The 25,584-nt window shown below is 29.4% G+C and carries 32 protein-coding genes, 1 tRNA gene and 1 pseudogene; 30 read left to right on the forward strand and 4 right to left on the reverse strand.

All coding sequences use genetic code 11. The features are described 5' to 3' along the window. Window positions 1–32 precede the first annotated feature (32 nt). The 3 genes from cmk (at window position 33) to QZZ11_RS07975 (ending at window position 1,463) form a co-directional block, all read left to right on the forward strand. The gene (gene cmk / locus QZZ11_RS07965; protein WP_292475166.1) at window positions 33–551 is read left to right on the forward strand and encodes a (d)CMP kinase; all 519 of its coding nucleotides are present in this window, start codon (window positions 33–35) and stop codon (window positions 549–551) included. 13 nt (window positions 552–564) lie between these two features. Next, window positions 565–786, forward strand: a complete 222-nt coding sequence (locus QZZ11_RS07970; RefSeq protein ID WP_292475113.1) for a 50S ribosomal protein L14e — start codon at window positions 565–567, stop codon at window positions 784–786. Window positions 787–899: 113 nt separating this feature from the next. Next, window positions 900–1,463 carry a flavodoxin family protein gene (locus tag QZZ11_RS07975; RefSeq protein ID WP_292475115.1) on the forward strand — a complete coding sequence of 188 codons (564 nt, stop codon included), beginning with the start codon at window positions 900–902 and terminating at the stop codon, window positions 1,461–1,463. A 166-nt stretch (window positions 1,464–1,629) separates the two neighbouring features. On the opposite strand, the gene QZZ11_RS07980 is transcribed toward QZZ11_RS07975, so the two are convergent. Beyond that, window positions 1,630–2,658 carry a DUF4013 domain-containing protein gene (locus tag QZZ11_RS07980; RefSeq protein ID WP_292475117.1) on the reverse strand — a complete coding sequence of 343 codons (1,029 nt, stop codon included), beginning with the start codon at window positions 2,656–2,658 and terminating at the stop codon, window positions 1,630–1,632. Window positions 2,659–2,816: 158 nt separating this feature from the next. On the opposite strand from QZZ11_RS07980, the gene QZZ11_RS07985 reads away from it, so the two are divergent. The 3 genes from QZZ11_RS07985 to QZZ11_RS07995 all read left to right on the forward strand — a co-directional run bounded on the left by QZZ11_RS07985 (window position 2,817) and on the right by QZZ11_RS07995 (window position 4,961). Then, window positions 2,817–3,602 (forward strand): DUF4013 domain-containing protein, encoded by a 786-nt coding sequence (locus tag QZZ11_RS07985; RefSeq protein ID WP_292475119.1) that lies wholly within the window; start codon window positions 2,817–2,819, stop codon window positions 3,600–3,602. Window positions 3,603–3,688: 86 nt separating this feature from the next. Continuing rightward, on the forward strand, window positions 3,689–4,507 hold the full coding sequence (gene nudC, locus QZZ11_RS07990) for an NAD(+) diphosphatase (protein WP_292475121.1): 819 nt from the start codon (window positions 3,689–3,691) through the stop codon (window positions 4,505–4,507). A 1-nt stretch (window position 4,508) separates the two neighbouring features. Further along, the gene (locus QZZ11_RS07995) at window positions 4,509–4,961 is read left to right on the forward strand and encodes a hypothetical protein (RefSeq protein ID WP_292475122.1); all 453 of its coding nucleotides are present in this window, start codon (window positions 4,509–4,511) and stop codon (window positions 4,959–4,961) included. Between the two features lie 79 nt (window positions 4,962–5,040). Here the strand turns inward: QZZ11_RS07995 and QZZ11_RS08000 are convergent, their stop codons facing one another. Next, window positions 5,041–6,408 (reverse strand): MFS transporter, encoded by a 1,368-nt coding sequence (locus tag QZZ11_RS08000; RefSeq protein ID WP_292475124.1) that lies wholly within the window; start codon window positions 6,406–6,408, stop codon window positions 5,041–5,043. A gap of 280 nt (window positions 6,409–6,688) precedes the next feature. Here QZZ11_RS08000 and nudC (QZZ11_RS08005) point away from each other — a divergent pair, with 280 nt between their 5' ends. Together nudC (QZZ11_RS08005) and QZZ11_RS08010 are read left to right on the forward strand one after the other, a co-directional pair. Then, window positions 6,689–7,492: an NAD(+) diphosphatase gene (gene nudC, locus QZZ11_RS08005; RefSeq protein ID WP_292475125.1), complete on the forward strand. Its 804-nt coding sequence runs from the start codon at window positions 6,689–6,691 to the stop codon at window positions 7,490–7,492. A gap of 159 nt (window positions 7,493–7,651) precedes the next feature. Continuing rightward, window positions 7,652–8,119, forward strand: a complete 468-nt coding sequence (locus tag QZZ11_RS08010) for a DnaJ domain-containing protein (RefSeq protein ID WP_292475128.1) — start codon at window positions 7,652–7,654, stop codon at window positions 8,117–8,119. Between the two features lie 19 nt (window positions 8,120–8,138). On the opposite strand, the gene QZZ11_RS08015 is transcribed toward QZZ11_RS08010, so the two are convergent. Beyond that, window positions 8,139–8,606 (reverse strand): MGMT family protein, encoded by a 468-nt coding sequence (locus QZZ11_RS08015; RefSeq protein WP_292475131.1) that lies wholly within the window; start codon window positions 8,604–8,606, stop codon window positions 8,139–8,141. 148 nt (window positions 8,607–8,754) lie between these two features. On the opposite strand from QZZ11_RS08015, the gene QZZ11_RS08020 reads away from it, so the two are divergent. The 17 genes and pseudogenes from QZZ11_RS08020 (at window position 8,755) to QZZ11_RS08100 (ending at window position 19,841) form a co-directional block, all read left to right on the forward strand. Further along, window positions 8,755–9,468: a sugar phosphate isomerase/epimerase family protein gene (locus QZZ11_RS08020; RefSeq protein WP_292475132.1), complete on the forward strand. Its 714-nt coding sequence runs from the start codon at window positions 8,755–8,757 to the stop codon at window positions 9,466–9,468. A gap of 203 nt (window positions 9,469–9,671) precedes the next feature. Further along, entirely contained in the window at window positions 9,672–9,872 is a 201-nt protein-coding gene (locus QZZ11_RS08025) for a histone family protein (protein WP_292475134.1), read from the forward strand. 403 nt (window positions 9,873–10,275) lie between these two features. After that, window positions 10,276–11,262 carry an RNA-guided pseudouridylation complex pseudouridine synthase subunit Cbf5 gene (locus tag QZZ11_RS08030; protein ID WP_292475168.1) on the forward strand — a complete coding sequence of 329 codons (987 nt, stop codon included), beginning with the start codon at window positions 10,276–10,278 and terminating at the stop codon, window positions 11,260–11,262. Between the two features lie 342 nt (window positions 11,263–11,604). Continuing rightward, window positions 11,605–11,688 (forward strand) — tRNA-Ser (locus tag QZZ11_RS08035). Between the two features lie 277 nt (window positions 11,689–11,965). Beyond that, window positions 11,966–12,418: a 30S ribosomal protein S13 gene (locus QZZ11_RS08040; RefSeq protein WP_292475135.1), complete on the forward strand. Its 453-nt coding sequence runs from the start codon at window positions 11,966–11,968 to the stop codon at window positions 12,416–12,418. A 44-nt stretch (window positions 12,419–12,462) separates the two neighbouring features. Then, a complete protein-coding gene (locus tag QZZ11_RS08045) occupies window positions 12,463–13,020 on the forward strand; it encodes a 30S ribosomal protein S4 (RefSeq protein WP_292475137.1) in 558 nt (185 codons plus the stop codon). A 46-nt stretch (window positions 13,021–13,066) separates the two neighbouring features. Further along, window positions 13,067–13,459 (forward strand): 30S ribosomal protein S11, encoded by a 393-nt coding sequence (locus tag QZZ11_RS08050; RefSeq protein WP_292475138.1) that lies wholly within the window; start codon window positions 13,067–13,069, stop codon window positions 13,457–13,459. 24 nt (window positions 13,460–13,483) lie between these two features. Then, window positions 13,484–14,281: a DNA-directed RNA polymerase subunit D gene (locus QZZ11_RS08055; RefSeq protein ID WP_292475140.1), complete on the forward strand. Its 798-nt coding sequence runs from the start codon at window positions 13,484–13,486 to the stop codon at window positions 14,279–14,281. Continuing rightward, window positions 14,281–14,646 carry a 50S ribosomal protein L18e gene (locus QZZ11_RS08060; protein WP_292475171.1) on the forward strand — a complete coding sequence of 122 codons (366 nt, stop codon included), beginning with the start codon at window positions 14,281–14,283 and terminating at the stop codon, window positions 14,644–14,646. The genes QZZ11_RS08055 and QZZ11_RS08060 overlap by 1 nt, the downstream gene beginning before the upstream one ends. 9 nt (window positions 14,647–14,655) lie before the next feature. Next, complete coding sequence (locus QZZ11_RS08065) at window positions 14,656–15,084, forward strand: 50S ribosomal protein L13 (protein WP_292475142.1); 429 nt, start codon at window positions 14,656–14,658, stop codon at window positions 15,082–15,084. Window positions 15,085–15,106: 22 nt separating this feature from the next. Then, on the forward strand, window positions 15,107–15,508 hold the full coding sequence (locus QZZ11_RS08070) for a 30S ribosomal protein S9 (protein WP_292475145.1): 402 nt from the start codon (window positions 15,107–15,109) through the stop codon (window positions 15,506–15,508). A gap of 6 nt (window positions 15,509–15,514) precedes the next feature. Further along, window positions 15,515–15,682 (forward strand): DNA-directed RNA polymerase subunit N, encoded by a 168-nt coding sequence (locus QZZ11_RS08075; protein ID WP_292475146.1) that lies wholly within the window; start codon window positions 15,515–15,517, stop codon window positions 15,680–15,682. A gap of 149 nt (window positions 15,683–15,831) precedes the next feature. Beyond that, window positions 15,832–16,020, forward strand: coding sequence for a DNA-directed RNA polymerase subunit K (locus QZZ11_RS08080; protein ID WP_292475148.1), 189 nt, complete (start codon window positions 15,832–15,834; stop codon window positions 16,018–16,020). A 126-nt stretch (window positions 16,021–16,146) separates the two neighbouring features. Next, on the forward strand, window positions 16,147–17,391 hold the full coding sequence (eno, locus tag QZZ11_RS08085; protein WP_292475149.1) for a phosphopyruvate hydratase: 1,245 nt from the start codon (window positions 16,147–16,149) through the stop codon (window positions 17,389–17,391). Between the two features lie 12 nt (window positions 17,392–17,403). Further along, window positions 17,404–17,589: a 4Fe-4S dicluster domain-containing protein gene (locus tag QZZ11_RS08090; protein WP_292475151.1), complete on the forward strand. Its 186-nt coding sequence runs from the start codon at window positions 17,404–17,406 to the stop codon at window positions 17,587–17,589. 48 nt (window positions 17,590–17,637) lie between these two features. Continuing rightward, complete coding sequence (gene rpsB, locus QZZ11_RS08095) at window positions 17,638–18,234, forward strand: 30S ribosomal protein S2 (RefSeq protein WP_292475152.1); 597 nt, start codon at window positions 17,638–17,640, stop codon at window positions 18,232–18,234. 319 nt (window positions 18,235–18,553) lie between these two features. Continuing rightward, window positions 18,554–19,841: pseudogene (locus QZZ11_RS08100) on the forward strand (DUF4143 domain-containing protein). A 14-nt stretch (window positions 19,842–19,855) separates the two neighbouring features. Here the strand turns inward: QZZ11_RS08100 and amrB are convergent. Beyond that, window positions 19,856–20,686: an AmmeMemoRadiSam system protein B gene (gene amrB / locus QZZ11_RS08105; RefSeq protein ID WP_292475155.1), complete on the reverse strand. Its 831-nt coding sequence runs from the start codon at window positions 20,684–20,686 to the stop codon at window positions 19,856–19,858. Window positions 20,687–21,136: 450 nt separating this feature from the next. On the opposite strand from amrB, the gene mvk reads away from it, so the two are divergent. The 5 genes from mvk to QZZ11_RS08130 form a co-directional block, all read left to right on the forward strand. After that, on the forward strand, window positions 21,137–22,108 hold the full coding sequence (mvk, locus tag QZZ11_RS08110) for a mevalonate kinase (RefSeq protein WP_292475156.1): 972 nt from the start codon (window positions 21,137–21,139) through the stop codon (window positions 22,106–22,108). Window positions 22,109–22,126: 18 nt separating this feature from the next. Continuing rightward, on the forward strand, window positions 22,127–22,915 hold the full coding sequence (locus tag QZZ11_RS08115) for an isopentenyl phosphate kinase (RefSeq protein WP_292475158.1): 789 nt from the start codon (window positions 22,127–22,129) through the stop codon (window positions 22,913–22,915). Between the two features lie 35 nt (window positions 22,916–22,950). Beyond that, window positions 22,951–24,000, forward strand: a complete 1,050-nt coding sequence (gene fni, locus QZZ11_RS08120) for a type 2 isopentenyl-diphosphate Delta-isomerase (RefSeq protein WP_292475160.1) — start codon at window positions 22,951–22,953, stop codon at window positions 23,998–24,000. A gap of 1 nt (window position 24,001) precedes the next feature. Further along, window positions 24,002–25,345, forward strand: a complete 1,344-nt coding sequence (locus QZZ11_RS08125) for an RNase J family beta-CASP ribonuclease (RefSeq protein WP_292475163.1) — start codon at window positions 24,002–24,004, stop codon at window positions 25,343–25,345. Between the two features lie 5 nt (window positions 25,346–25,350). Further along, window positions 25,351–25,584: polyprenyl synthetase family protein (locus tag QZZ11_RS08130; RefSeq protein WP_292475164.1), on the forward strand; the 234-nt coding region annotated here is incomplete at its 3' end.

The following is a 25,584-nucleotide window of genomic DNA, read 5'->3' on the forward strand; positions in this document are numbered from 1 at the left end:
AAACAATTATTAAAAGAAGAGGCAAGATCATTATGATTATTACAATCGGTGGACTCGCAGGGACTGGAACATCAACTGCAGCCAAAAATTTATCGGAGAATATTAATATCCCCTATATTTCAGCGGGTGATGTTTTTAGACAACTAGCTAAAGAACATAATATGACTGTACTAGAGTTTAACGAGTTCGCTGAGGGTAATGATGAAATTGATATAGCTTTAGACAAGAGACAAGCTGACATCGCTAATGAAGCAGATGATTTGATTGTTGAAGGTCGTCTTTCAGCATTTTTTGTAGATGCTGACTATCGTATCTGGCTTATGACTCCTGATGACATTAGAGCTGAACGCATAAGTTATAGGGAAGATAAAAGTATTGATACGGTTATTCGAGAAATTAAAGAACGTACTGCTAGTGAAAAGAAAAGATACCAGGAAATTCATAATATTGATATCGATAATTTTGAAATTTATGATCTCATTATTAATACTGGTACTTTTGATGAACAAGCAACGTTAGATATTATAACTAAATGTATTGAACAAAAATAAATAGGTGAAATAAATGCCAGCAATAGAAAAAGGAAGAGTATGTGTTAAAATCGCAGGAAGAGAATCTGGGAAAAAATGTGTTATTGTAGATGTTATTGATGAAAACTTTGTAGAAATTGTAGGAAACGAAGTTAAAAACAAAAGATGTAACATCAAACACTTAGAACCAGTGGATGAAACTGTAGAAGTATCTGATGATATTGAAGCAGTTAAAGAAGCTTTAGCAAACTTATAAGTTTAAAGCTTTTTTATCACTTACTTATTTTTTAACCCCCTTAATTTATCTTTTTTTGAAAAAATTTTTTTACTATAACTTTCATATTAAATATTAGTTTTTGGTGATTTAATATGAAGATTATTGGAATAAATACAAGTCCAAGAGAGAACAGTAATTCTAAAATTGCTTTAGAGAAAGCTTTAGATACTGCCGAGTCTAAAGGTGCTGATGTTAAAATTTTTGATTTAAATAATATGAATATTAAAACTTGTCAAGCTTGTGATTATTGTGTTGAACATAAGGGTGAATGTTCTTTGGATGATGATATGCAAGAAATATACAATGAGATTAAGGATGCTTATGGAATTATCATAGCTACACCGATTTATATGGGAAATGTTTCAAGTCTTGCAAAAATATTCATTGACAGGTTCTATGCTGTAATGAATTCTCTTGATACTTATAATGTTCATGGTAAAAAATTTTCTGTAATAGCTAGTCAGGCAGCTGTTGATCCTCCTATGTATGAATATATTAAGCATAACCTTGAGACTACTGTTGATATTTTTAGAGGTATTGGCTTTGATGTTGAAGATGTAGAGTTATTGATAGGTAATGCTAAGGAAGCTATCATAAATACTAAAGAAGATCAGATTAATAAAGCTATTATGATTGGTAACAAAATTGTCAGATAATTTACTTAATTTTATCTTTAATTAAAATGGTTATTAATCATTTATTATCTATTTTTTAAATCAATTATTTTCATTTCCTTAATGACCTTTTAATTTTTAAGAAATTAAAAATAGTTAAGATATATTTAATTATAAATTTTTATAAAAAAAAGAATATTGGAAATGTTTATAATTCATTTCCACAATTTACACAAAACGTTGCATAATTAGGATTTTCAGATCCGCAATTTTTACATTTTTTAACAATGTTTTTATCATCATTGAATTGCTGATCATTATTTTGAATGGTATTTTCTTTTATATCCTGGTTTTCGTTATTATCTACAGGATTAAAATCTTTTATTTCATTATTGTTTTCTGTCTGATTATTTTCTATTGGTGTAAGTGGTTGTTGGAATGCAGTTTGAGAAACATCATTTCCTGTAATATCACGATATAATAAACCATATGCTCTGTATGTGACAAGTATCATATAAGTGTATAAAATATATATTACAATAATTGAACCTATAATTGGAATCATATTAATAAATGAGCCTACTAATGAAATAATACCTAAAATTACATTACAAATAAGTATTGTAGCAAATATTTTAATTAAACCTATTTTTTTTCCAATTTCAATAATGTTACTAATATTTAGAGCTTCACTGATACTGTTTGTTTCTGCTAATCTACAAATAGCTACGGTCAGTAATATTCCTACAATAACTATTGCAATTATATATAATAAGATTAATATAATATCTAAAATTCCGGAATTTTCACCTAAAGCAACACTTCCAATTCCTACAAGTATGAAAAATATTATTGTAGGAACTATTATGTAAATAAATGATACTATTAAACTTTTTATACCATTTAAAAGGTTTGTTTTAAGTTCAATATTTGGTAACGAATCTGATGGTTTAATAGTTTCCTTAATTACTGATATTCCGATACCATTCATTATAATTGAACAGATTATTGTTACGATTATAAATAATAGGGTGGTAATTAAAAATGTTGAAAATAATGGTGATGATAGTATAGCCTCTTCTGAAACATCAGATAATGCAGATATACCAATACTTTCAAAAATAAATAATAAAGCAAATATTCCTATAACTAGAAATGGAATTCCCAATATTAATAATTTTTTGAAGTCTGATATAGGATATTTAAATGAATCTTCAATGATATCACTTATTTCCATTTATATTCCCTCCTTTTTTTGATACTTTTATTTTTGTAAATATAATTATATATTTCTATTCTAAAAATCATAAGAATAAATATATCATTTAACATAATCATTATTGAGTAGACTAGTAAGTAGTAACTCATATAAATAATAATGGAGGTAAAAAAAACATGGATGTTTTGGATATAATTAAAGAAGCAATTAATTTTCCTTTAAATGATCATAAAGGATGGGGAATGGTTGCTCTAATTTCTTTAATAATAGGTATTTTTGATCAATTATCAATATTTTATCCTGATTACAGAATGATATTTGCTATTTTGACATTTTTTGTTGCCTTATTATTAATGGGAGTTAATTTGTCAATAATCAAAGCAACTATTGATGGTCAAAATAATATTCCAATTATTGATCCCGTAAAAAATTTAATAGATGGATTGAAAAATTTGGTTGTTAATGCAGTATATTATATAATTCCGGCAATATTAGTATTTATTATATCAATCATTGCAGGTGTATACTCAAACACAGAAAAATTTATTTTAGCTTTAAATACAACGGATACTGCAAATGCTGCAAGTATGTTAAGTACAGTACCAGCAGATATAACCAATGCATTATTTATTAGTGTAGCGATAGTAGCAATTCTTGCATTTGTCTTGTTTGTCTTTTTCGCATTACTCAATATCATAGCTCAAGCACGTTTAGCAGAAACGGAAAATATATTGGAAGCAATTGATATAAGACATGTTATTCAGAAAATCAGCAGCATTGGATGGGGAAATTATATATTATTTATAATTTTATTATTAATCTTAATATTCGTTGTAGGGTTAGTATCAGGTATAGTTACTCTTATTCCATATGTTGGAGAAATCATTTCCTCTGTTGTACTTGAATCCTATTTATTAATAGTTATTGCACGTTCAATAGGATTAATTTATAATGAAGGATAATTTTTTCTTTCTTTTTTTTATATTTTTTTATTACATCTTTCAAAAATACAATATTCATATAAATAATAAATAACATAATTAACTGTATGATAGAAAAGAATATTTATGAAAATTATTCTATTGATTTTGCAGAAGACTACGAAGTACATTCTCAAACTTACTGTTTTATCTTTAATAATAATAGGGAATTATATTTAACTGAAGAAAAAAAGATTCCTATATTTAATAAAGATCAATTAAAAAAATTTGATTTAGAGTTTACTTTATACATCGGAAAGTTTAATGATAAAGAAGTGGTTGTAGCAAATACTAATAATGGAAACAATTTTCATAATTTATTCGAATTATATGAAATTAGTCATGATGAATATCAGATTGCTTCAAGAGCTGTATTGATTCGTGATTGGTATAAAACTCACAGATATTGTGGGGGTTGTGGAACAAAAACGCTTTTAGATAAAAAGGATATGATGTTAATATGTCCCGAATGTGGTCAGATGCATTACCCGCGTATTGCACCAGCAATTATCGTGGCTATTAATAAAAATGGAACCTTATTGATGGCAAAACATAGTTATCATAAAACATCCAGGTATTCTTTAATTGCAGGATTTGTTGAACCAGGCGAATCTATTGAAGAAGCTGTTTATAGAGAAGTTTCAGAAGAAGTAGGTATTAAAATTAAAAATCTACGTTACCAAAAAAGTCAATCATGGCCATTTCCCAATTCATTAATGTTAGGCTTTACTGCCGACTATGATAATGGTGAAATTGATGTTGATGGTGAAGAAATAATTGATGCAAAATGGTTTAAACCAGAAGAAATAGATATACTTTCATCAGATATTAGTATATCATCATGGTTAATACAAAACTTTATTGAAACATATATAGGTGATAAATAAAATGAGAGAACAAGCTCAAAAAATGATTTTAGGTGTTATTCTTGCACTTGTTTTAATAGGTTGTGTTGTAGCAGCATCATCATTTATAAAATTTGGTGATAAAACAGATTCAGAAAATATTATTCTAGAAGTAAATAACACAACAAACAATACAACAGTTGAGGACACAAATACGGGTAATACAGAAGCAACAAGTGATGATTCATCTAATGGACAAACAGTATCATCATCTTCAAAAGATACATCAGGTTCTTCCGGAACAACTAGGACATCCACTTCTAGCAATAGAAGATCCTCTTCAAGTAGTTCACGTTCATCCTCTGGTAGTTCATCCAGTAGTTCTTCAAGTTCTTCCAGTAGTTCATCTAGTGGTTCTTCTGGTAGTTCCTCAGGTAGTTCTTCAGGAGGTTCATCCAGTTCTGGAGGATCTTCAGAAGATGTATTTATAATATAATGTTGAATAACTAAATTATTCAACCTTCTTTTTTTACTTCTTTTTTTTTAAAAAAATAGTTTTTGGAGGTTAATCTTTTTTAGTCTTTAATTCCTTTAAGACCTAAAAATGATATTATAGCACCTATGACTACAAATATTACTGCTAAAATACTTATATTGTGACAACTTTCTATTAATAAAGCATAATATTTTGGTTCAATTACCACATTACTCATAATTATAGCAAATACTGTAGTAAATATACCTAAACTAACAGTTTGACCTATTAATCGCATTGCAGATAATGAAGCCGATGCTTTGGATGTTTCTTCTTCCGGAACACTTGTAGTAATTAGAACAGTATTTGGTGAAGAAAACAAACCATATCCTATACCATGTAATGTCATAGCAATAAGTATTATTTCTAAAGGAGTAGTATTACTAAGAGTACATAATAATATAAATGCTACTGCTAAAATAATCAGTCCTGTTCCCGTTAAATATTCTCCTTTGATTTTCTTAATTAAATAACCTGATAAAATTGACATCAATACCATTATTGCTGGTGTAATAATCAGATATAATCCTGCTGTTTGTGAATTCATTCCCATTATATATTGTAGATGATAATTATAAACATAGGTTATCATGAATGTTGCAAAATAACTGAATAAACAAGCAAGGTTAGCAGCTGCAAATCTTATATTTTTAAATAATTTCATTTCGAATATTGGGTTACTGCTTTTTAATTCCCATATTCCAAATATTACTAAGAGAATTATTCCTATTATTGTTAATATTTGGCCGGTAAATTCAAGAATTCTTGTAAATCCATATATGAATAAGACAATTCCAACACTATATAATATAGTTCCATTAATGTCAAATTTATTATTGTCATAATGAATCCATTCTTTTTTTATTTTATTTGATAAATAATAATTCAGTAAAATTACTGGAATGGTCGCTATGAAAAGACTCTGCCATCCGAAGTTGAAAATCAAACTTCCACCTAATATTGGTGATAATGCAATACCTATGTATACTGCTGCAACGGCTATTCCCAGAGCTGGTCCTTTTTTTTCATTAGGCATAGCTTCGACTATTAATGCAATGGATGAAACATTCAGTAAAGCTGAACCAATACCTAACACTACTCTAAACAGTAGTAACATTGATGCATTTAATGATAAAGCAGTACCTAAAGTTCCGATTAGGAAAAATATAATTCCCACTTTTAATATTTTATTTAAACCATATTTTTGACATATTTTACCACAGGGAATTGAAAAAACTGCAATTGATAGTAAATATATGGTGTCAACCCAATTTTGTAATATGTTATTCATTGCAAAAGATTTTGCAATTGAAGGCAGTGCAACAGGTGCTGCATTTAAAAGAAATGCTACAATTACTGTTGCAAGTGATCCTGTGGCAATAATGTATTTTTCTTCTGTTGAATACAAAATAAAACCCCTTGAATTTTGTGTAATTTTAGTGTATAATTATTTTTTAGTATAATTATCAATGAACCTTATTTTTTTAATAAATAAAGTTCTATATTACTTTAATATTAAAATAATTGTTATTTAAAGGTTTTATCTATTTTACTTTAAAAATTGATGTTTTTTTAAAGTATTGTTTATTTGTAGGTCGTTTTTTTCAAAAATAATCTTTTTTAATATTTTATATTTTTTTAATTCTTTTTAGATAATTTCAATAAATATGGATTAAATAATAGTTATTATGATAGAAAAATATCTATATTCTGATTATTGTATTGATTTTAAAGAAGATTATATGAATGAAGAAAATTCATACTATTTGATATTCAACAAAAAACGTGAACTATTTTTAACGGAAGACAACAAAATTCCATTAGTTGACAATTCATTTTTATCAAATTTTAATGTAAATTTCAACTTATTTATAGGATCATATAAAAATCAAGATTGTTTTGTAGTTAATGTAGATGATGATGTTGAGTATACTTCTTTACGGGATGTTTATGAAATAGATAAAGATACTTATCAAATTGCTACCAGAGGGGTATTAATAAATGACTGGTATCAATTTAATCAATATTGTGGACGATGTGGTACAAAAACAGTAATCAAAAAAAATAGCATGTCATTTATATGTCCTGAATGTGGAAGTAATTTTCATGGAAAAATACAACCGGCAGTAATAATAGCTATTCATAATGGAGATAAATTATTAATGGCAAGACACAGTTATAATACAACAGTACGTTATGCATTAATTGCAGGATTTGTTGAAATGGGAGAATCGATAGAAGAAGCTGTTCAAAGAGAAGTTAAAGAAGAAGTGGGCATATCTGTAAAAAATATTCAATATATGGGAAGTCAACCATGGCCTTTTCCAAATTCATTGATGTGTGCATTCAAAGCAGAATATGATTCTGGAGAGATTGAAGTAGACGGAAATGAAATACTTAAAGCAAAATGGTTTAATAAAGATGAAATAGAAGATATAGGCACTGACATTAGTATATATTCAGTATTAATAGAAGATTTTCTTAAAAAGTAGTTAAGGTGGTACTTTTAATTCTATTAAACAGAAATATTCAATATAAATTAATTATTTTATAAAGGATATAGAATAATCTTAAGATATATTTACTATATGTGGATGATAAATAGTTTATTAGTATTATAAAATTAAAAAAAAAAATATTTGGTGGCAGTTATGGTAAAATATATCAGAGACTATTATAAGATTTTGGGAATAAATCAATATGCAGATAAAAAAACAATAAAGAAAGCTTACAAAAAAGCAGCACTTAAATATCATCCTGATAAAAATCATAGAGCTAATGCTGAAAGTCAATTTAAATTAGTTAAAGAAGCGTATATAGTATTAATTGATGATAAAAAACGTAAAAACTATGATAAGCTAAGAAATGCTGCACTTAAAAATAACAATAAGAAAAGTAAAAAAAATAATAGTAAAAATATTAAAGATGCAATAGATTTAGCTTCAGATTTGGAAGATAATTATGGCGTTATTTCAAAATTATTTAAAACAGGTTCCGGAGCTATGAAAGGTAAAGGTTTATTTTCCGGAACAAATCTATTACTTGGTGGAGTAATGGCAGGATATGGTGTCAAAAAAGGAAGAGATTATATGGCAAAAAGAGGTCGTAAAAATGAGTAAATCTCTTTTTGTGGTTTTGTTATAAATTAAACAATTTTTCTTCATAATTATTTACAAAATATCTGATGTTTTTTCTACCTTTTGTAAATATACTATGTCCTTCTTTTTCAAGCATTTCTTTTTGATATTCAATTCCTAAAGGATATTTTGGATTTAATTCTCCTCCTGCTTTAAGTGTCCTCCAGAAAGGAATTTTATTTTCTTTTCTTTCATGACTTGCTTGAGCAGATAAACTGATAAATATTCCTGCCGTCATAGGGCATGTAAAATCGACATCATATTTTTTAGCTAAAAAAGTTCGAATTTCTTTAGTAGTGATAATTTTACCTTCTGGAATTTTAGACATAATATCATTGTATTCTAATGGTGGTGCAATTAACATATTTTTTCCACCATAAAGTTCAATGATTTTTTCATCATCTAAAGTGATAATTTTTGGCATATCTTTTGAATCATTTAATTTCTCATTAAAACTTTTACGAGTCATAATATCATTCCTATTTTTTTTGATTTTATTCTTTTTAGTATTAATACTAATTGTAACAGATGAATTATCAAACTTTTAAAACTACTGTCTAAATAAATATAATTAACTTTATATATATTTCCTATTAGTAAAAATTTAGGAGATTCTTATGAATATTGGTTTTTCAACTCTTTCAGTATTTATGAAATCAAATTCAGAAATAATATCTTTAGCAAAAAAACATGAATTTGACATGATAGAAATACTTGCAGAAGATATATTCTATGAAAAAGATAATGAAGAGTTTAAAAATTGTGGATTGGATGTTAGAATCCATGCAGCTACAGTAGATATCAATATTGCTAGTATAAATAGAGGTATACGGGCTGAAAGTGTTAAACAGATGTTACAATGTGCAAAATATGCTGAAAAAATTGGGGCAAAAACAATCACGGTTCATCCCGGAAAAATTGGTCGAAACGATTCTAGATTAAGAAAGTATGCATTAAATCTTGCTATTGAAAGTATTGGTGAAATAATGGATCAATCTAATGTTGAAATATCTATCGAAAACATGCCTGTTAGAAAATCATTCTTAGCAAATAATGTTGATGAATTAGAAATGATTCAGAATGAAACTGGTTGTAAATTAACTATAGATACTGGTCATGCAAATACCTGCAACAATCTTGTTGAAATGTTAAATTTGAAAAATATCAGTTATTGTCATTTGAATGATAATGATGGATTACATGATCAACATATTACGTTAGGTGAAGGAACATTGGACTTAAATTTACTTAAAAAAATTGATAATGGTGTTATAGAATTAAACAATTTTGAAAATGTTTTAAAAAGTAAAACTGTTATAAATAATTTATAATTTTTTTTATAATATTTATCAAAATAATTATTTTCAACTATTTTATTGTTTAATTGAGAAAAATTTAATTAGAGCTATGATTTTTTCTATATTATCTTTAATTTTTAATAGGATTTCTTATTTTTATCCTTTTTTTCTAACAAAGTTTATATATATGTTAATTACAAAATAATAACATTGATATATAGGAGAAAGTGATATTTATGGCAGAATTACCAATCGCACCAGTTAAAAGAATCATCAAAGCTAGTGGTGCAGCTAGAGTAAGTGATGATGCAGCAATTGAACTTGCAAATGCTTTAGAAGAATACGGAGAAGTTATTGCAGTACAAGCTGTAAAACTTGCAAAACATGCAGGTAGAAAAACAGTTACTGCTGAAGATGTAATTTTAGCAATGCAATAAATAAATTAAATAATATGTTATTTTTATAACATATTATAAACTCTTTTTTTAAATCAATTATTTCACATTTTTATTTGCTGTTTTTTAATTATTTTGGTGGGTTTTATATTTATTTACTAAAATTAACGATATATCATTTTTCAGAGATGATTTTTTATCAAGTCATATTAATGAGATTAATTTAAGTACTGTTAGTGCAATACAAGTAACAAAAAATTAGACATAAATAACCATTTTAAAAAAAGCAAGGTTTTCTACAGAGCCAAAAACTAGTTAAAATTCAATAATAAATGTTTACATAAAGAGTGAAATCTTAAGATGATGTCAATGACAAAAAGATAGTTATGTCAAAAAATCTAGTGCTAAAAAATAATAGCATTAACTGACATATTTTATAATAGCAATAAAATGGAATTTGATTTTAATGACTGATTACGATTATAAGCAAGAAGCAGATACTGATTATGATTATGGTTGTAAACCTTCTGAAAGAAGTATTGAAGAACACATTAACAAAGGTATTTTCAATATAGATAAACCGTCCGGTCCAACTAGTCATGAAGTTGATAATTGGGTAAAAAATATTATGCACGTTTCTAAAACGGGTCATGGGGGTACTCTTGATCCAAAGGTAACTGGTGTTCTCCCTGTTGCTATGAATACGGCTACAAAAAGTTTACAATTTTTACTTTTATCACCTAAAGAATATGTATGTCTTATGAGATTACATAAACCTGTAGATGAAGAACGTATAATTGAGGTTCTTGATGAATTTACAGGTAAGATTTATCAGATACCGCCAGTTAAATCAGCCGTTAAACGTGAATTACGTGTTCGTAATATTTATCAAATAAAACTTCTTGAAATTCGGGATAAACAGGATGTTTTATTCAGAATAAAATGTGAATCGGGTACGTATATCCGAAAATATTGTCATGACATAGGTGAAGTTTTAGGTTGTGGTGCACACATGGCTGAACTTAGAAGAACCATGGCAGGTTCCTTTGAAGAAGATGAATCATTAACCACTCTTCAGGATGTTACTGATGCATATTATTTTTATAAGGAAGATGGTGATGAAAAATATTTAAGACAATTGATTCAACCAATGGAGTACACAACAAAGTATGTTAAAAAGATATACGTTAAGGATTCAGCAGTTGATGCAATATGTCATGGTGCAAGCCTTGCAAGTAGTGGTATTGTAAAATTAAATAGTCAAATTCATGAGAATAATACTGTTGCAGTTATGACTCTTAAAGATGAACTTCTTGCATTAGGTCAAAGTTTATATAATGCTAATGACATAATATCTATGGATACTAAAATAGTAGTCAAAATACAAAAAGTATTTATACTACCAAATACATATCCTAAGATGTGGAAGTAATAGCATAGGGAAAAAATAATAAAAAATATTTTTTCGGTATGATTATTCTTCAAATAGCATTAAACATTTTTTTATTAACTGTAGAACCTATAATATGCGTATTATGGGCGAGGTCGATATTTAAAATATTATTATTGTTTTAATAATATTATTCTTAAGTTTTACATGGATTAGCTTTGGCTATGTAATTTTAATGAATTTACATGGGAGTAAACTCTCTGTATGGATATTAATCTTTTCTATAGGTAATGAAAAAGGACTATTTGGGAAGATTTATATTCGAGAATTTAGATATTATTATTTAATATTGTATATCTGAAATAATTATAAACAAACAGATATGCCGAGATAGTCTAGCTTGGTAAGGCGCAAGACTGGAAATCTTGTGGGCAGACGCCCTCCTGGGTTCAAATCCCAGTCTCGGCGTTTATAATTATTTTAAAATAATATCTTGAAAATTTCATTAAAAAAAAATTACTACTTTTTTAACGATTTATTTATTATTTTTAATCACAATAAAACAGTAACTGTTTTGACTAGATTAATTCCGAATTGATTAATTTAGATAAATAACTGTTTTCTTGATATATTTACAATAATTATAAAAAATCAAAGCTTATTTTTTCTTATAAAGAAATTACTTTTCACACACATTAGATTAATCTAGTTTTTAATTTATTATAAAATAAAAAGGAGAATTCAAATGGCTGAAGAAGAATTTAGACATATGGTCCGTATTACTCGTAAAGACGTAGACGGAAACAAAACAATCGCATCAGCTTTAACCGAAATTAAAGGTATAGGTAAAGCTTTTGCTATAGCTATATGTAAAGTTGCAGATTTAGATCAAGAACAACAAATCGGTTACATTGATGATGCATCTGTAGAAAAAATCGAAGAAGTACTCGAAAACCCTCAAGAATTTGGAATTCCTGAATGGTTCTTAAACAGAAGAAATGATTACGAAACTGGTGAAACTACTCACTTAATCGAATCTGACTTAAACATGACTTTACGTGATGACCTTAACAGAATGAAAATGATTAGAAGTTACAAAGGTAAAAGACACGAAGTTGGTCTTCCTGTACGTGGTCAAAGAACTAAATCTACATTTAGACATGGTTCATCTGTTGGTGTAAGTAGATCAAGAGGATAAACGTGAAAAAAACTTTTTTAAATAAATATTAAGGAGATTTGATTATGGGACATCCAAGAAAACCACGAAAACAATATGACACTCCATCACATCCATGGAATGCAGAACGTATTAAAGAAGAAAACAGATTAGCTGCAAAATACGGATTAAAAAACAAAAAAGAAATCTGGAAAGCAGACTCAAAAGTTAAAAGATACCGAAGAGATGCTCGTATTATCTTAGGTATGGACGTTGATGAAAGACAAAAAGAAGAAACTGAATTATTAAATCATCTTGTAAGATTAGGTTTCATATCACCTAACGCTAGACTTGAAGAAGTATTAGATTTAAACGTTGAAGACGTTTTAAGAAGAAGATTACAAAGTTTAGTACACAAAAAAGGTTTAAGTCAAACAGCTAAAGAAGCAAGATTATTCGTTGTACATGGTCACATTACCTTAAACGGTAAAAAAATCAATGCACCAGGACACATAGTTGAAGTAGCTGATGAAGATAATATTGACTTCTATCCAGGTTCCCCAGTTGCACACAAAATTGAAGCTCCAGAAAACACTGAAGAAGAAGTAGTTGCAGCAGAAGAAGAACCAGAAGACGATGAATAGACACAAGATGTTTAAATTACTTAACAAATAATTTATAGGTGATAAAATGGCAGAAAATGATAAATGGGGTGTAGCTCACGTTTACTCATCATTTAACAACACTATTATAACAGTAACTGATATAACTGGTGCTGAAACTATTACACAATGGTCTGGTGGAAAAGTTGTACGTTCTGACAGACAGGAATCATCACCATTTGCAGCTATGGAAGCAGCAAACAGAGTAGCTGATGATATTAAAGAAAAAGGAATTGCTGGACTCCATATTAAAGTACGAGCTTCTGGAGGAAATGGTCCTAGAACACCTGGACCAGGTGCTCAAGCAACAATCAGAGCATTAGCAAGAGCCGGTATTAAAATTGGTAAAATTGAAGATGTAACTCCTATCCCTCACGATGGTACTGGTAGACCTGGTGGTAAAAGAGGTAGAAGAGTATAAGTATTTTTTATAAAGGGTCATATTATGAATATAGAAATTAGAGAAAAGGATGATGAAAGAGCTGTATTTGTAGTTGATGGTGTAGATGATACATTTATAAATACAATAAGAAGAATATGTCTTGTAGAAATTCCTACTCTAGCAATTGAAGATGTTAACATTTTCAAGAACGATGCAAAAATGTTTGATGAAGTTTTAGCTCACCGTTTAGGATTAATACCAATAAAAACAGATTTAAGCTCATATGTATTTAAATCTGAGTGTGATTGCGAAGATCATTGTTCAAATTGTAGCGTTTCATTCCTTTTAAAAGAAAAAGGTCCTAAAGTAGTATATTCAAAAGATCTAAAATCAGACGACCCAGCTATAAAACCAGTTTATGATACAATACCAATAGTAGAACTTCGAGAAGGCGAAGAAGTTGAATTAGAAGCTATAGCAGAACTTGGTCTAGGATCAGAACATGCAAAATGGCAAGCAACTACAACATGTGGATACAAATATTATCCAAAAATTATCATTGACAACGATAAAGTCACTGATTTAGAGGAATATGTGGAAGAATGTCCAAGAAATGTATTACAAATTGAAGATGATGCATTAACATACAACAATGTTGAAAATTGTTCTACATGTAGAACTTGTCAAAGATTATCTGAAAAAGATGACAATGCAATAACCATAGATTTCGAAGAAGGGAAATACATATTTAAAATCGAAACAGATGGATCACTAGAACCATTAGAAGTTCTTACAATAGCTTGTGATATACTATCAGAAAAAGCAGATAATATTATAAACTTTGTTAATGAGGAGGAATAATTAAAATGAAATTATCAAAAACTAACCCAAACACAATTGATTTAATCAAATCCCTCACCAAACAATCATCTGCAGAAGATGCTCCTATATGGAAGGCTGTTGCTAAAGAGCTTTCAAGGGCTAATAGGAAAAACAAAGAAGTAAATGTTTACCATATAGACAAATATTCTGACGACGATGATACAGTACTTGTACCAACAAAAGTTTTAGGTGAAGGTAACATAACCAAAAAAGTAACTGTAGCTGCATTTAAATTCTCACAAGAAGCAGAAAGTAAAATTACTGCTGCTGGAGGAAAATGCCTAACAATTGATGAATTAATGGCTGAAAATCCAAAAGGATCCAATGTTAAAATCATAAAGTAGGTGGATTGAATGGTAACTATTATAGATGGAGAAGGATTAGTACTTGGAAGACTTGCAAGTACAGTCAGTAAAAGACTCTTAAACGGTGAAGAAATCACCATAATTAATGCTGAAAAAATAATCATCTCTGGTAACAAAGATTTTCTCTACGCTAGATACAAACAAAGAGTAGACAGAGCAAGTATTTCTAACCCTAGAGACTTAGGTCCTAAATACCCAAGAAGACCAGATGATATTTTCAGAAGAACTGTCAGAGGAATGATTCCTTATAGAAAAGCTCACGGAAGAGCAGCATACAAAAACTTAAAAGTTAATGTAGGCGTTCCTAAGGAATTAGAAGGACAAGAAGTAGTGGAAATTAAAGAAGCACAACCTAGAAATATTCAAAAAAGTATGGAATTAGGTACAATTTCTAAATTATTAGGTGCTAAATTTTAAATAAATTAAAGGTAGTGTAAATATGAGTAAAGTAGTACACACTAGTGGTAAAAGAAAAACCGCTATTGCTAGAGGTACAGTAAGAGAAGGAACTGGAAAAGTTAGAGTTAACCGTAAACCAGTAGAATTATACAGTCCTGAATTAGCAAGATTAAAAATATTTGAACCATTAGAATTAGCAGGAGACTTAGTAGATTCTGTAGATATCAATGTACGTGTAATTGGTGGAGGAGTAATGGGTCAAGCAGAAGCTGCTAGAATGGTTATTGCTAAAGGTTTAGTAGAATACTATGGTGACATGAACCTTAAAGACAGATATGTTCAATACGACAGAACAATGTTAGTAGGGGATCCACGTCGTTCAGAATCTAAAAAATTCGGTGGACCAGGTGCAAGAGCTAGAAAACAAAAAAGTTACAGGTAAATTCTTATGTTACTCGTAAGATGTTTTTCGTGTGGAAAAGTTATTTCAGCAAGTTTTGATGAATTTAAGGAAAGAACAGAAAATGGTGAAAATCCTAACGATGTTCTAGATGATCTTGGAATCAAAAAATATTGTTGTAGAAGAATGTTCATATCACACGTTGATGTATGGTAATGAATATTATTAAACTAAATAAGGAGCTAATAATAGAGTATTTACTCGATTAAATGAGGACTCCTCTCCTTTTTACCTTCAAGGTAATTTGGATATTTTTAGTTAAGTTGTTGAATAGGATATATACCAGAAAGGAGCATTTAAGTAATATGCAATCTAGAAAAGATACAAGATTTGAAAAAGCTAGATTAATTGGTTCACGGGCATTACAAATTTCAATGGGAGCAAAACCGTTAGTGGAATTTGAACCTGATGAAGATACAATTAAAATAGCAATACGCGAATATGAGGAAGGAGTTCTTCCATTAGATGCAGTAGTTAAAGATAAATATAAATAGAATTCTTTATTTATTTTTAATACCTGAGTATGAAATTTTAATTTCTTATTTATACACTTAGAAGGAAATAAAAAAATAGCCCTTTAATTGAACAACTATTTCTACATTTAAAAAGAGGTGTTTTTTATGGATAGTGTAATTGAAGACGTACGATTAAGAAAAATTATTGATAGTAGAGGAAATCCAACTGTTGAAGCAGATGTTTTAACATGGAATGGATTCGGTAGAGCTGCAGCACCTAGTGGAGCAAGTACAGGGGTTAACGAAGTTGCATCATTCCCTGAAGGTGGAGTAGATCAAGTAATAGCTGAAGTTGAAGATTTAATTTCATCCGAAATTATAGGAATGGAAGCAGAAGATTTAAGAGAAATCGACACAGTACTTAAAGAAATTGACGGTACCGACAACTTCTCAACCATTGGTGGAAACACTGCAGTAGCAGTATCAATGGCAACAGCAAAAGCAGCAGCATCAAGTTACAACTTACCATTATACAAATTCTTAGGCGGAATCATGCCTGTATCAATTCCTTTCCCATTAGGAAATATGATTAACGGTGGAGCACATGCAGGTACAAACGCACCGGATATTCAAGAATTCTTAGTAATTCCTGTAGGTGCATCCAATATAATGGAAGCAATGGAAACAAACATTAACGTTCACAGAAGAATCAAAGAAAAAATACAAGCTACCGACAGTACATTTACTGGAGGTAAAGGTGACGAAGGAGGATGGGCTCCAAACCTTACCAACGAACAGGCTTTAGAAATTCAAACATCTTCCTGTGAAGAAATAACAGATGAAACAGGAGTAGAAGTTAGACCAGGATTAGATGTAGCATCAAGTGAATTCTGGAATGAATCAGAACAAAAATACATCTATGAACGTGAAGGAACTTCAAGAACAGTTGAAGAACAAATTGACTACATCGCTGATTTAGTAGATACTTATAAATTCTTCTATGTAGAAGACCCAATTCAAGAAAATGACTTTGAAGCATTTGCAGAATTAACAGCTAAATCAGGTAAAGATTGTTTAATTTGTGGGGATGACCTATTTGTAACCAATCCTGAAATATTAGCAAAAGGTATTGAAGCAAAAGCAGCAAATTCCTTAATTATTAAACCAAACCAAATAGGTACATTAACTGATACTTACAACTCTATCCAATTAGCTAAAGCAAATAAATACGTTCCAGTAGTATCTCACAGATCTGGAGAAACAACTGATGAAACAATTGCACATATTGCAGTAGCATTCAATGCACCAATTATTAAAACTGGAGCAGCTGGTGGAGAAAGAATAGCAAAACTTAATGAATTAGTCAGAATTGAAGAAGAATTACCAAATCCTAAAATGGCTGATTTATAAGTGGAGTTTAATATGGATATTAATATAGACTATGAAAAGTGTAACTCATTAAATTGTTTGGAATGTTTGGATTTATGTCCAATGCAGGTATTTGATATAAAAAATGATCAGCTGGTCATTGAAAATATTGATGCTTGTTGTGGATGCTTGGCATGTCAAGAAGTATGCAGTTACAATGCAATTAGTCTCATATATTAATACAATACGGAAATCATTAAAAAATAAATATAATTAAGAGGTAATAAAATGTCTGAATTATTAATACCATTAGATAAGTACCTTGCAGCAGGTTTACACATAGGTACTCAACAAAAAACAAAAGATATGGAAAAATACATCTACAGAGTAAGAGCAGATGGTCTTCACGTATTAGATGTAAAAAGCAGTAACGATAAAATATTAATTGCTGCAAAATTATTATCAAAATACGACCCAGATGACGTACTCGTAGTAAGTACAAGACAATACGGTCAAGCACCTGTTAAAAAATTCGGTGAAGTAACAGGTTGTAAAACAATCCCTGGAAGATTCATCCCAGGTACACTTACAAACCCAAGATACTCAAAATTCATCGAACCAAAATTATTAGTTGTAACTGACCCAAGAAGCGACTCACAAGCAGTAATTGAAGCAAGACAAAACGGAATTCCTGTAGTAGCATTATGTGATACAGAAAACCTTTTATCCAATGTTGATGTAGCTATACCTGTAAACAACAAAGGTAGAAAAGCTATTGCTTTAGTATACTGGTTACTTGCTAGACAAGTTCTCAGAAACAGAGGAATCTTGTCCAGTGATGAAGAATTCGATTTAGAACCTACTGACTTCGAATTAAAAATATAACTTTTTAAAATAAGCAAGGAAACATAGAAGAAGTTAATCTTCTTCTATTAGGTTATTTTTTTTTATCATAAACCTTTTTTTTTAAAAAATTTAGCTCTTTTTTCTAATTTCTTAACATTACATTAATTATTTTTTAATATAACACTTTTTCTATTTTTAAATCATTATTCATATGATTATATTTCTTAAATAAAATAATTTGTGGAGGATATATTTAAGTTTATAATATTGATCAATCTTGTAAAATTATATTAATCTTTAATTAATTGGGAAAAATGTATTAATGAAATTTATAATCAATATCTTTTAGATGTAATGAATGTCAAAAAAGTATTTAAAAAGGTATCTTGATAACATTATAGAAGAACGTTTAGATATGATTGGTGCAATTGTAATAGTTGGACCTAAATGGTGTGGTAAAACTACTACTGTAAAACAACATGCTAACAGTATATTGGATTTACAAAATCCTGATACTTTTAATTCTTATAAAGAATTATCTTCTTTTAAACCATCGTTACTCCTGGATGGAGATAAACCACGATTAATTGATGAATGGCAGAATATTCCAGTAATTTGGATGCTGTTAGAACAAGTGTAGATAATTCTGAGGGTGATGGTTTATATATATTAACTGGTTCAACAGTAATTGATGAATCTAAAATAATGCATAGTGGTACTGGAAGATTTAATATGATATTAATGAAACCTATGAGTTTATATGAAAGTAAGGAGTCAAATGGAAAAATTAAATTAATTGATTTATTTAAAAATCCTGAAATGAATATTGATGGTATTGAATCTAATTTATCTTTAGATGAATTAATTTTTGCTGCTTGTCGTGGTGGATGGCCAGAATCTTTAAATAAAAAAAATACTAAAGCACAATTATTTGTTGTTGAAAATTATATGGAAAATATATGTGAAGTTGATGTTTCAGCCATTGATAATATTAATAGGGATTCAAGAAAGGTAAAACAATTTTTAAAATCATATGCAAGAAATATATCAACACTTGCTAGTAATAAGACAATAATTAAAGATATTAAAGAAAATTTTCCAGATTTTGCTGTAAATACTTTACAACTTATCTTAATATTTTATCTAGATTATTTGTTATAGATGAAGTTGATGCATGGAATCCTAATATTCGATCAGCTTCTGCTATGCGTTCAAGTTCAAAAAGAGAATTTATTGATCCCTCAATAGCTGTGGCAGCTTTAGATTTAGATCCGGAAGCATTGCTATATGATTTAAAAACATTTGGATTTATATTTGAAACATTATGTATACGGGATTTAAGTATTTATACTTATGAAGAAGGGGGTACAGTTTCATATTATCATGATAAATATAATCTTGAAGTTGATTGTGTAATTCATTTAAAAAATGGTGATTATGCATTAATTGAATTTAAGTTGGGTAGGGATAATATTGATTGTGGTGCAAAAAATTTATTGAAACTAAATGAATTAATTAAAAAAAATATTAAAGAAAAAAAATTACGTATGAAAGAACATAAATTTTTAGCAGTAGTAACTGGAACTAAATATGCTTATACAAGGGAAGATAGTGTGAAAGTTTTACCGATTGGTTGTTTAAGATGATTATCTTTGAATTTTTAGAAAATTATTCCCGACATGTATCCAACTACTGATTCAAAATCTCCTGATGTCTCACCACTAGTGGTGTGGTTTAATACGATTGATGTGTTAGCATTCTGTAGTTTTGAATAAAATGTTGCAGTTATAACAGGTCCATATCCACACATTGTAATATCATAGTCAATAATATCTTTTACCATTTGATTCATGTCCATTGACTCAACGGATTTTATTATTTTATTGTCTAAAAATGTTGTAGTTTCTTGGTCATCATAATGATTTAAATCGGTACTTGCAATGATTATACAATTTCTATTCAATTTTTTTATAACTTCATCTAAACTTTTAGCAAGATTTTCACATAATTGGGGAATCTGCTGGGAAATAACTATGGGTACAATTTTAAAATCATGACCTTCACATATGAATTGTATAAACGGCAATTCAACTTCTATGCTATGCTCTCTAACATGTGCATTATTGTCAATGTAAACGTTACTGTCAACATTTAATAATTCCTGAATAAATTCATGATGTACGTCAACTAAACCAAGTGGTGTTTCCCATTTTTGATAATCACACACATCTATTTTAGTTCCATAACCTGTATGGTTGGGTCCCAGAATAATAAATGTATCAGGTAATTCATTTTTTCTAATTTCGTTAAATGTGTAGCATGCCGTTTTACCTGAGTAAATATATCCTGCATGGGGAACTATGCCTGCAACAATTTTTTCATATTTTTCATTATTTTCAGGAATCTTATTAAATAAATTATCAATGTCTTCCTTTAGAAAGTTTGGATTATTTTCATAAAACATTCCACTAACACAAGATTTTCTAATCATATTATCACATTTTAATAATTATTTCTATCTTATTATCTATTAGTTTTAATTTTTAATATAAATTTTGATTATTGATAATTTATTTCAATTTTTTTATCTATTGTAACTTTTTTAGTAAACTATATTAAATATAATTTAAATATATATTATTAACAGATTCTCATAAGAATAATTGATTAATTAATCAAATATTGTTACAATCGGTAACTGTATAAAAAAGGATTTTTTTTATACTTGAGAATCATTTTAGGGGAATTGTCTTTTTTAGACAAATGTATTGGAATTAGTGGGTAAATAACTTATGGTAGTATATCTATGGATAATATTACACCCATTTACCTAAGAACTAAAAGTAGATTATAGGTAATACTGATTATTACTGAAATTAATATACTTTCTATTTTTACTAATTTTTTTTACATAAATCCTTGACTAACTAGGAGAATAATTATGAAAATCAAAGCTTTTGCACCTGGAAAAGTAATATTGTTTGGAGAACATTCTGTTGTACATAATAAACCAGCAATTGCCGTTGCAATAAACAGGGGAGTTGATGTGGAATTAACAACCAGATCAGACAATAATGTTACAATAGAAGTACCATTAATTAATTATTCAAAGGAACATGAACTGGTAAATAAAAAACTTGTTTTTGAATTAGATAGTCAAAATAAAATGATTACTGATTATATTTATGAAGTTATAAACTTATTTGAATTTGATACTGGTTTTGATTTAACAGTTGACATAAAAATGTATTTGGGAGCAGGATTGGGCTCTTCTGCAGCAGTTACTGTTAGTTGCATGAAAGCATTATCCTTGTTTAATCATATTGAAATGGATAAAAAAGAGATTGCAACTAAAGCACGGGATATAGAAATTAAGATACAGGGAGCTGCCAGTCCTATTGATACATCTATGAGTACATATGGTGGAATAATCTATATTAATGAGGAATTTGAATTACAAAGAATCAATTTTGATATGGATTTACCATTAATAGTTTCAAACTGTGAATTAAGTGGAAACACGGGACAATTGGTAGAATCAGTAAGACAAAAATATGTAAAATATCCTGAAATTGTAGGAAACATTTTTAATGCTATGCAGGAAATATCAAAAAATGCAAAACATGCTCTGGAAAATGGAAACTCCGAAGAATTAGGGGATTTAATGAACTTGAATCAGGGATTACTTGATTCAATTGGCGTAAATACTGTTGAATTATCAGATATGGTTTACCTATCCAGAAAATTTGGAGCAAAAGGTTCAAAATTAACTGGTAGTGGTGGTGGAGGCTGTATAATAGCTTACTGTCCGGAAAATATTAATCGGATATATGAAGAATTAAGTAGCAAATACCCTACATTTAAATGTGAACAATCTGATGAAGGAGTTTATGGACAAATTATTCAAGAATAATAATAGGACTGTATTATTATGATGATAGTAAAACTAGGTGGAAGTGCATTAACCATAAAAGATGCAAATGAACCGACCGTTGATGAGACAAATTTAAATAGGATTGCAGAAGAAGTATCTAACTACAATGATGATATGGTAATTGTACACGGTGCAGGATCATTTGGACATATACTGGCAAAGAAATATGGAATAGGTGGAAAAATAACAAATGCTCAGGAAAACCTGTTTAAGATTGAAGGTTTAAGTTTAACTCAATCTTCAATGCAATTACTTAACTATTATGTTGTTAGTAAATTACAGGAGAAGGGAATACCTGCAATAGGTATAAAACCGTCCTCTTTTATAATTACGGAAAATCAAAGGATTACAGTATGTGATACAAACATTGTAAAACGCTATGTTAATGAGGGATTTGTACCGGTATTGTATGGTGATGCAGTTCTTGATTTGAATAAAGACATAAAATTTGCAATAATATCGGGGGATCAACTCATTACATATTTTGCAAAAGCATTGAAAGCTGATAAGGTAATATTATCTTCAGATGTGGATGGAATATTTACAGATAATCCTAAAACAAATCCTGATGCAAAGTTAATAGAAGTGGTGACAAAAGATACTCAACTGACATTAACTGAAAATGAAAATCAGGCTGATGTAACCGGTGGTATGGCAGGTAAAATAAGGGAATTGTTGGAACTTGCCGATGAAGGTATTGAATCAATGATTATTAATGCAGAAAAGGAAGGTAACCTTAAATCAGCTGTTTCAGGAAAGGAAGTTAAAGGTACAATAATCAAATAATAATATTTTAACAAACGATTAGGGGGTAACATGTTGTGATATCAGATAGGAAATTGGCTCATTTAGAAATATGTAAAAACAACAATGTTGAACATAACAGAACAACAGGTTTTGAAGACATAGAATTGGTTCATAGAACATTACCTGAAGTTAATTTTGAAGATATTGATACATCAATAGAATTTCTTGGCAAAAGATTGGATTCACCATTAATCATATCTGCAATAACTGGTGGACATGAAGCAAGTAAGGAAATTAATAAAAATCTTGCTATAGCTACAGAAAATACAAAAATTGCAATGGGTGTGGGCAGCCAAAGGGCTGGAATAACTCATGAAGACTTAACAGATACATTTACAATTGTTAGGGATTATGCTAGAAGGGCTATGATAATAGGTAATATTGGAGCACCGCAAGTAGAATACGCACCAAAAGCAATTGAAATGTTAGATTGTGATGCATTGGCAATACATTTAAATCCATTACAGGAAATTATTCAACCTGAGGGAGATATAAATGCAGAAGGCTATGTTGAATCTATTAAAGAAATATGTTCCGGAACAAATATTCCTATAATAGCTAAAGAAACCGGTGCAGGAATAGATGGAAGGGATGCAAAAATCCTGGAGGATATTGGTGTAGATGCAATAGATATTCAGGGAGTAGGTGGAACAAGTTGGGCTGCTGTAGAAACATATCGTGCAGAAGATCCAAATCTTGGTAATTTATTCTGGGATTGGGGTATTCCTACAGCTGTAAGTACCATTGAAGTTCTAGAGAATACTTCATTACCTGTTGTATCATCTGGTGGAATTAGAAATGGTTTGGAAGCTGCAAAAGCTATTAGTTTAGGTGCAGATTGTGTGGGAATGGCATTACCATTTTTAAAGTATGCTTATGAAAGTCCTGAATTAATTGAAGAAAAAATAAATCAATTCACCAGAGAATTAAAAACAGCAATGTTTTTAGTTGGAGCATCAAATATAGAAGAATTAAAACAAAAGCGATTAATAATCACTGGAAAAACTAGAGAAATATTAACAGAACTAAATATTGACACAAAAAAATACGCGAGGAGGATATAACTTGACTATAGAAGTAATAGCGGTCGGAGGATATGAACAAATCGGAAAAAACATGACTGCTGTAAAAGTAAATGATGATGTAGTAATATTTGATATGGGAATACACCTTGATAGACTTCATATACACGAAGACACGGATATATCAAGGATGCATAGTTTAGACTTAATAGAACGTGGAGTAATTCCTGACGATACACTTATGAGAGAAGTGGATGGAAAAGTAAGAGCAATAGTATGTACACACGGTCACCTGGACCACATAGGTGCAATAGCAAAACTTGCACACAGATATGAAGCACCTATTATTGCAACACCATATACTATAGCATTAATAGAAAAAACCATTAAAGGAGAACGTAAATTTAAAGTAAATAATCCTTTGAAAATCTTAAATCCCGGAGAAAAATTACAAATATCACCAAACTTAACTCTTGAATTTGTAAGAACAACACACAGTATACCACAGACAATCACAGCAGCTCTTCACACACCGGAAGGTGTAGTAATATATGCAAACGACTTCAAATTTGACAACCATCAGATGGTATCACCACCACCTGACTACAGAAGATTCCGTGAAATAGGTAAAAAAGGTGTTAAAGTAGCAATAATGGATACTACAAACATCAAAGAAGTTAAGGAAAGTAAAACACACTCCGAAAAAATTGCACGAGATCTACTTAAAGATGTTCTTAAAGGTCCTCTTGATGAAAGAAAAGGATTGATTGTTACAACATTTTCAAGTCACATAGAAAGAATTCAGGCAATTACTAAAATAGCTGAAAGAAGCAGAAGAAAAGTTTTAATCCTTGGACGTAGTATGGAAAGATACTGTTCAATAGCAGAATCTTTAGGAATTCTAAACTTACCAAGAAACGTAAGCATTTACGGAAATTCAAAATCAATTAACAAAGCATTGGCAAGAGCAAATGAAAACAGAACAAAATACATGTTAATTGTAACAGGTCACCAGGGAGAACCTGATGCATTACTTCCAAGAATAGCAAACAACAAAACAAACTTTGAAATCAAACCGGGAGACAATATAGTCTTTTCAGCTACTACAATTCCTAACCCAATAAACCTTGCTAACAGGGATTTATTAAACAGAAGACTCAAAGAAAAAGGAGCAAGAATCTACAATAATGTTCACGTATCAGGTCACGCCGGACCGGAAGATTTAAGAGATTTCATAAGAATGTTAAATCCACAACACTTAATCCCATCACACGGTGATTTAAGTCATTTAGCAGCATTTGTAGAACTAGCAGAAGAAGAAGGATATAAATTAGGAAATGATGTTCACATACTAAGAAATGGACAAGCCCAAGTATTTAATAGGTGATTATAATGGATGTATTGGAAATATTAAAAGCATACTCAGCAGATGTTGATTTAGAAATTGAAGAAGCTTTAAGCACACTTGAACCAGATGAATTAAAAGATGCTTCAGCACATTTAATTAAAGCAGGCGGAAAAAAATTCAGACCTGCATTAACAGTACTAAGCTGTCAGGCAGTAGGTGGAGAAACAGAAAAAGCATTAAAAGCTGCAGCTTCACTCGAATTGATTCACACATTCAGT

Origin of the sequence: Methanosphaera sp. (genome assembly GCF_016282985.1) — an archaeon.
Lineage (GTDB): Archaea > Methanobacteriota > Methanobacteria > Methanobacteriales > Methanobacteriaceae > Methanosphaera.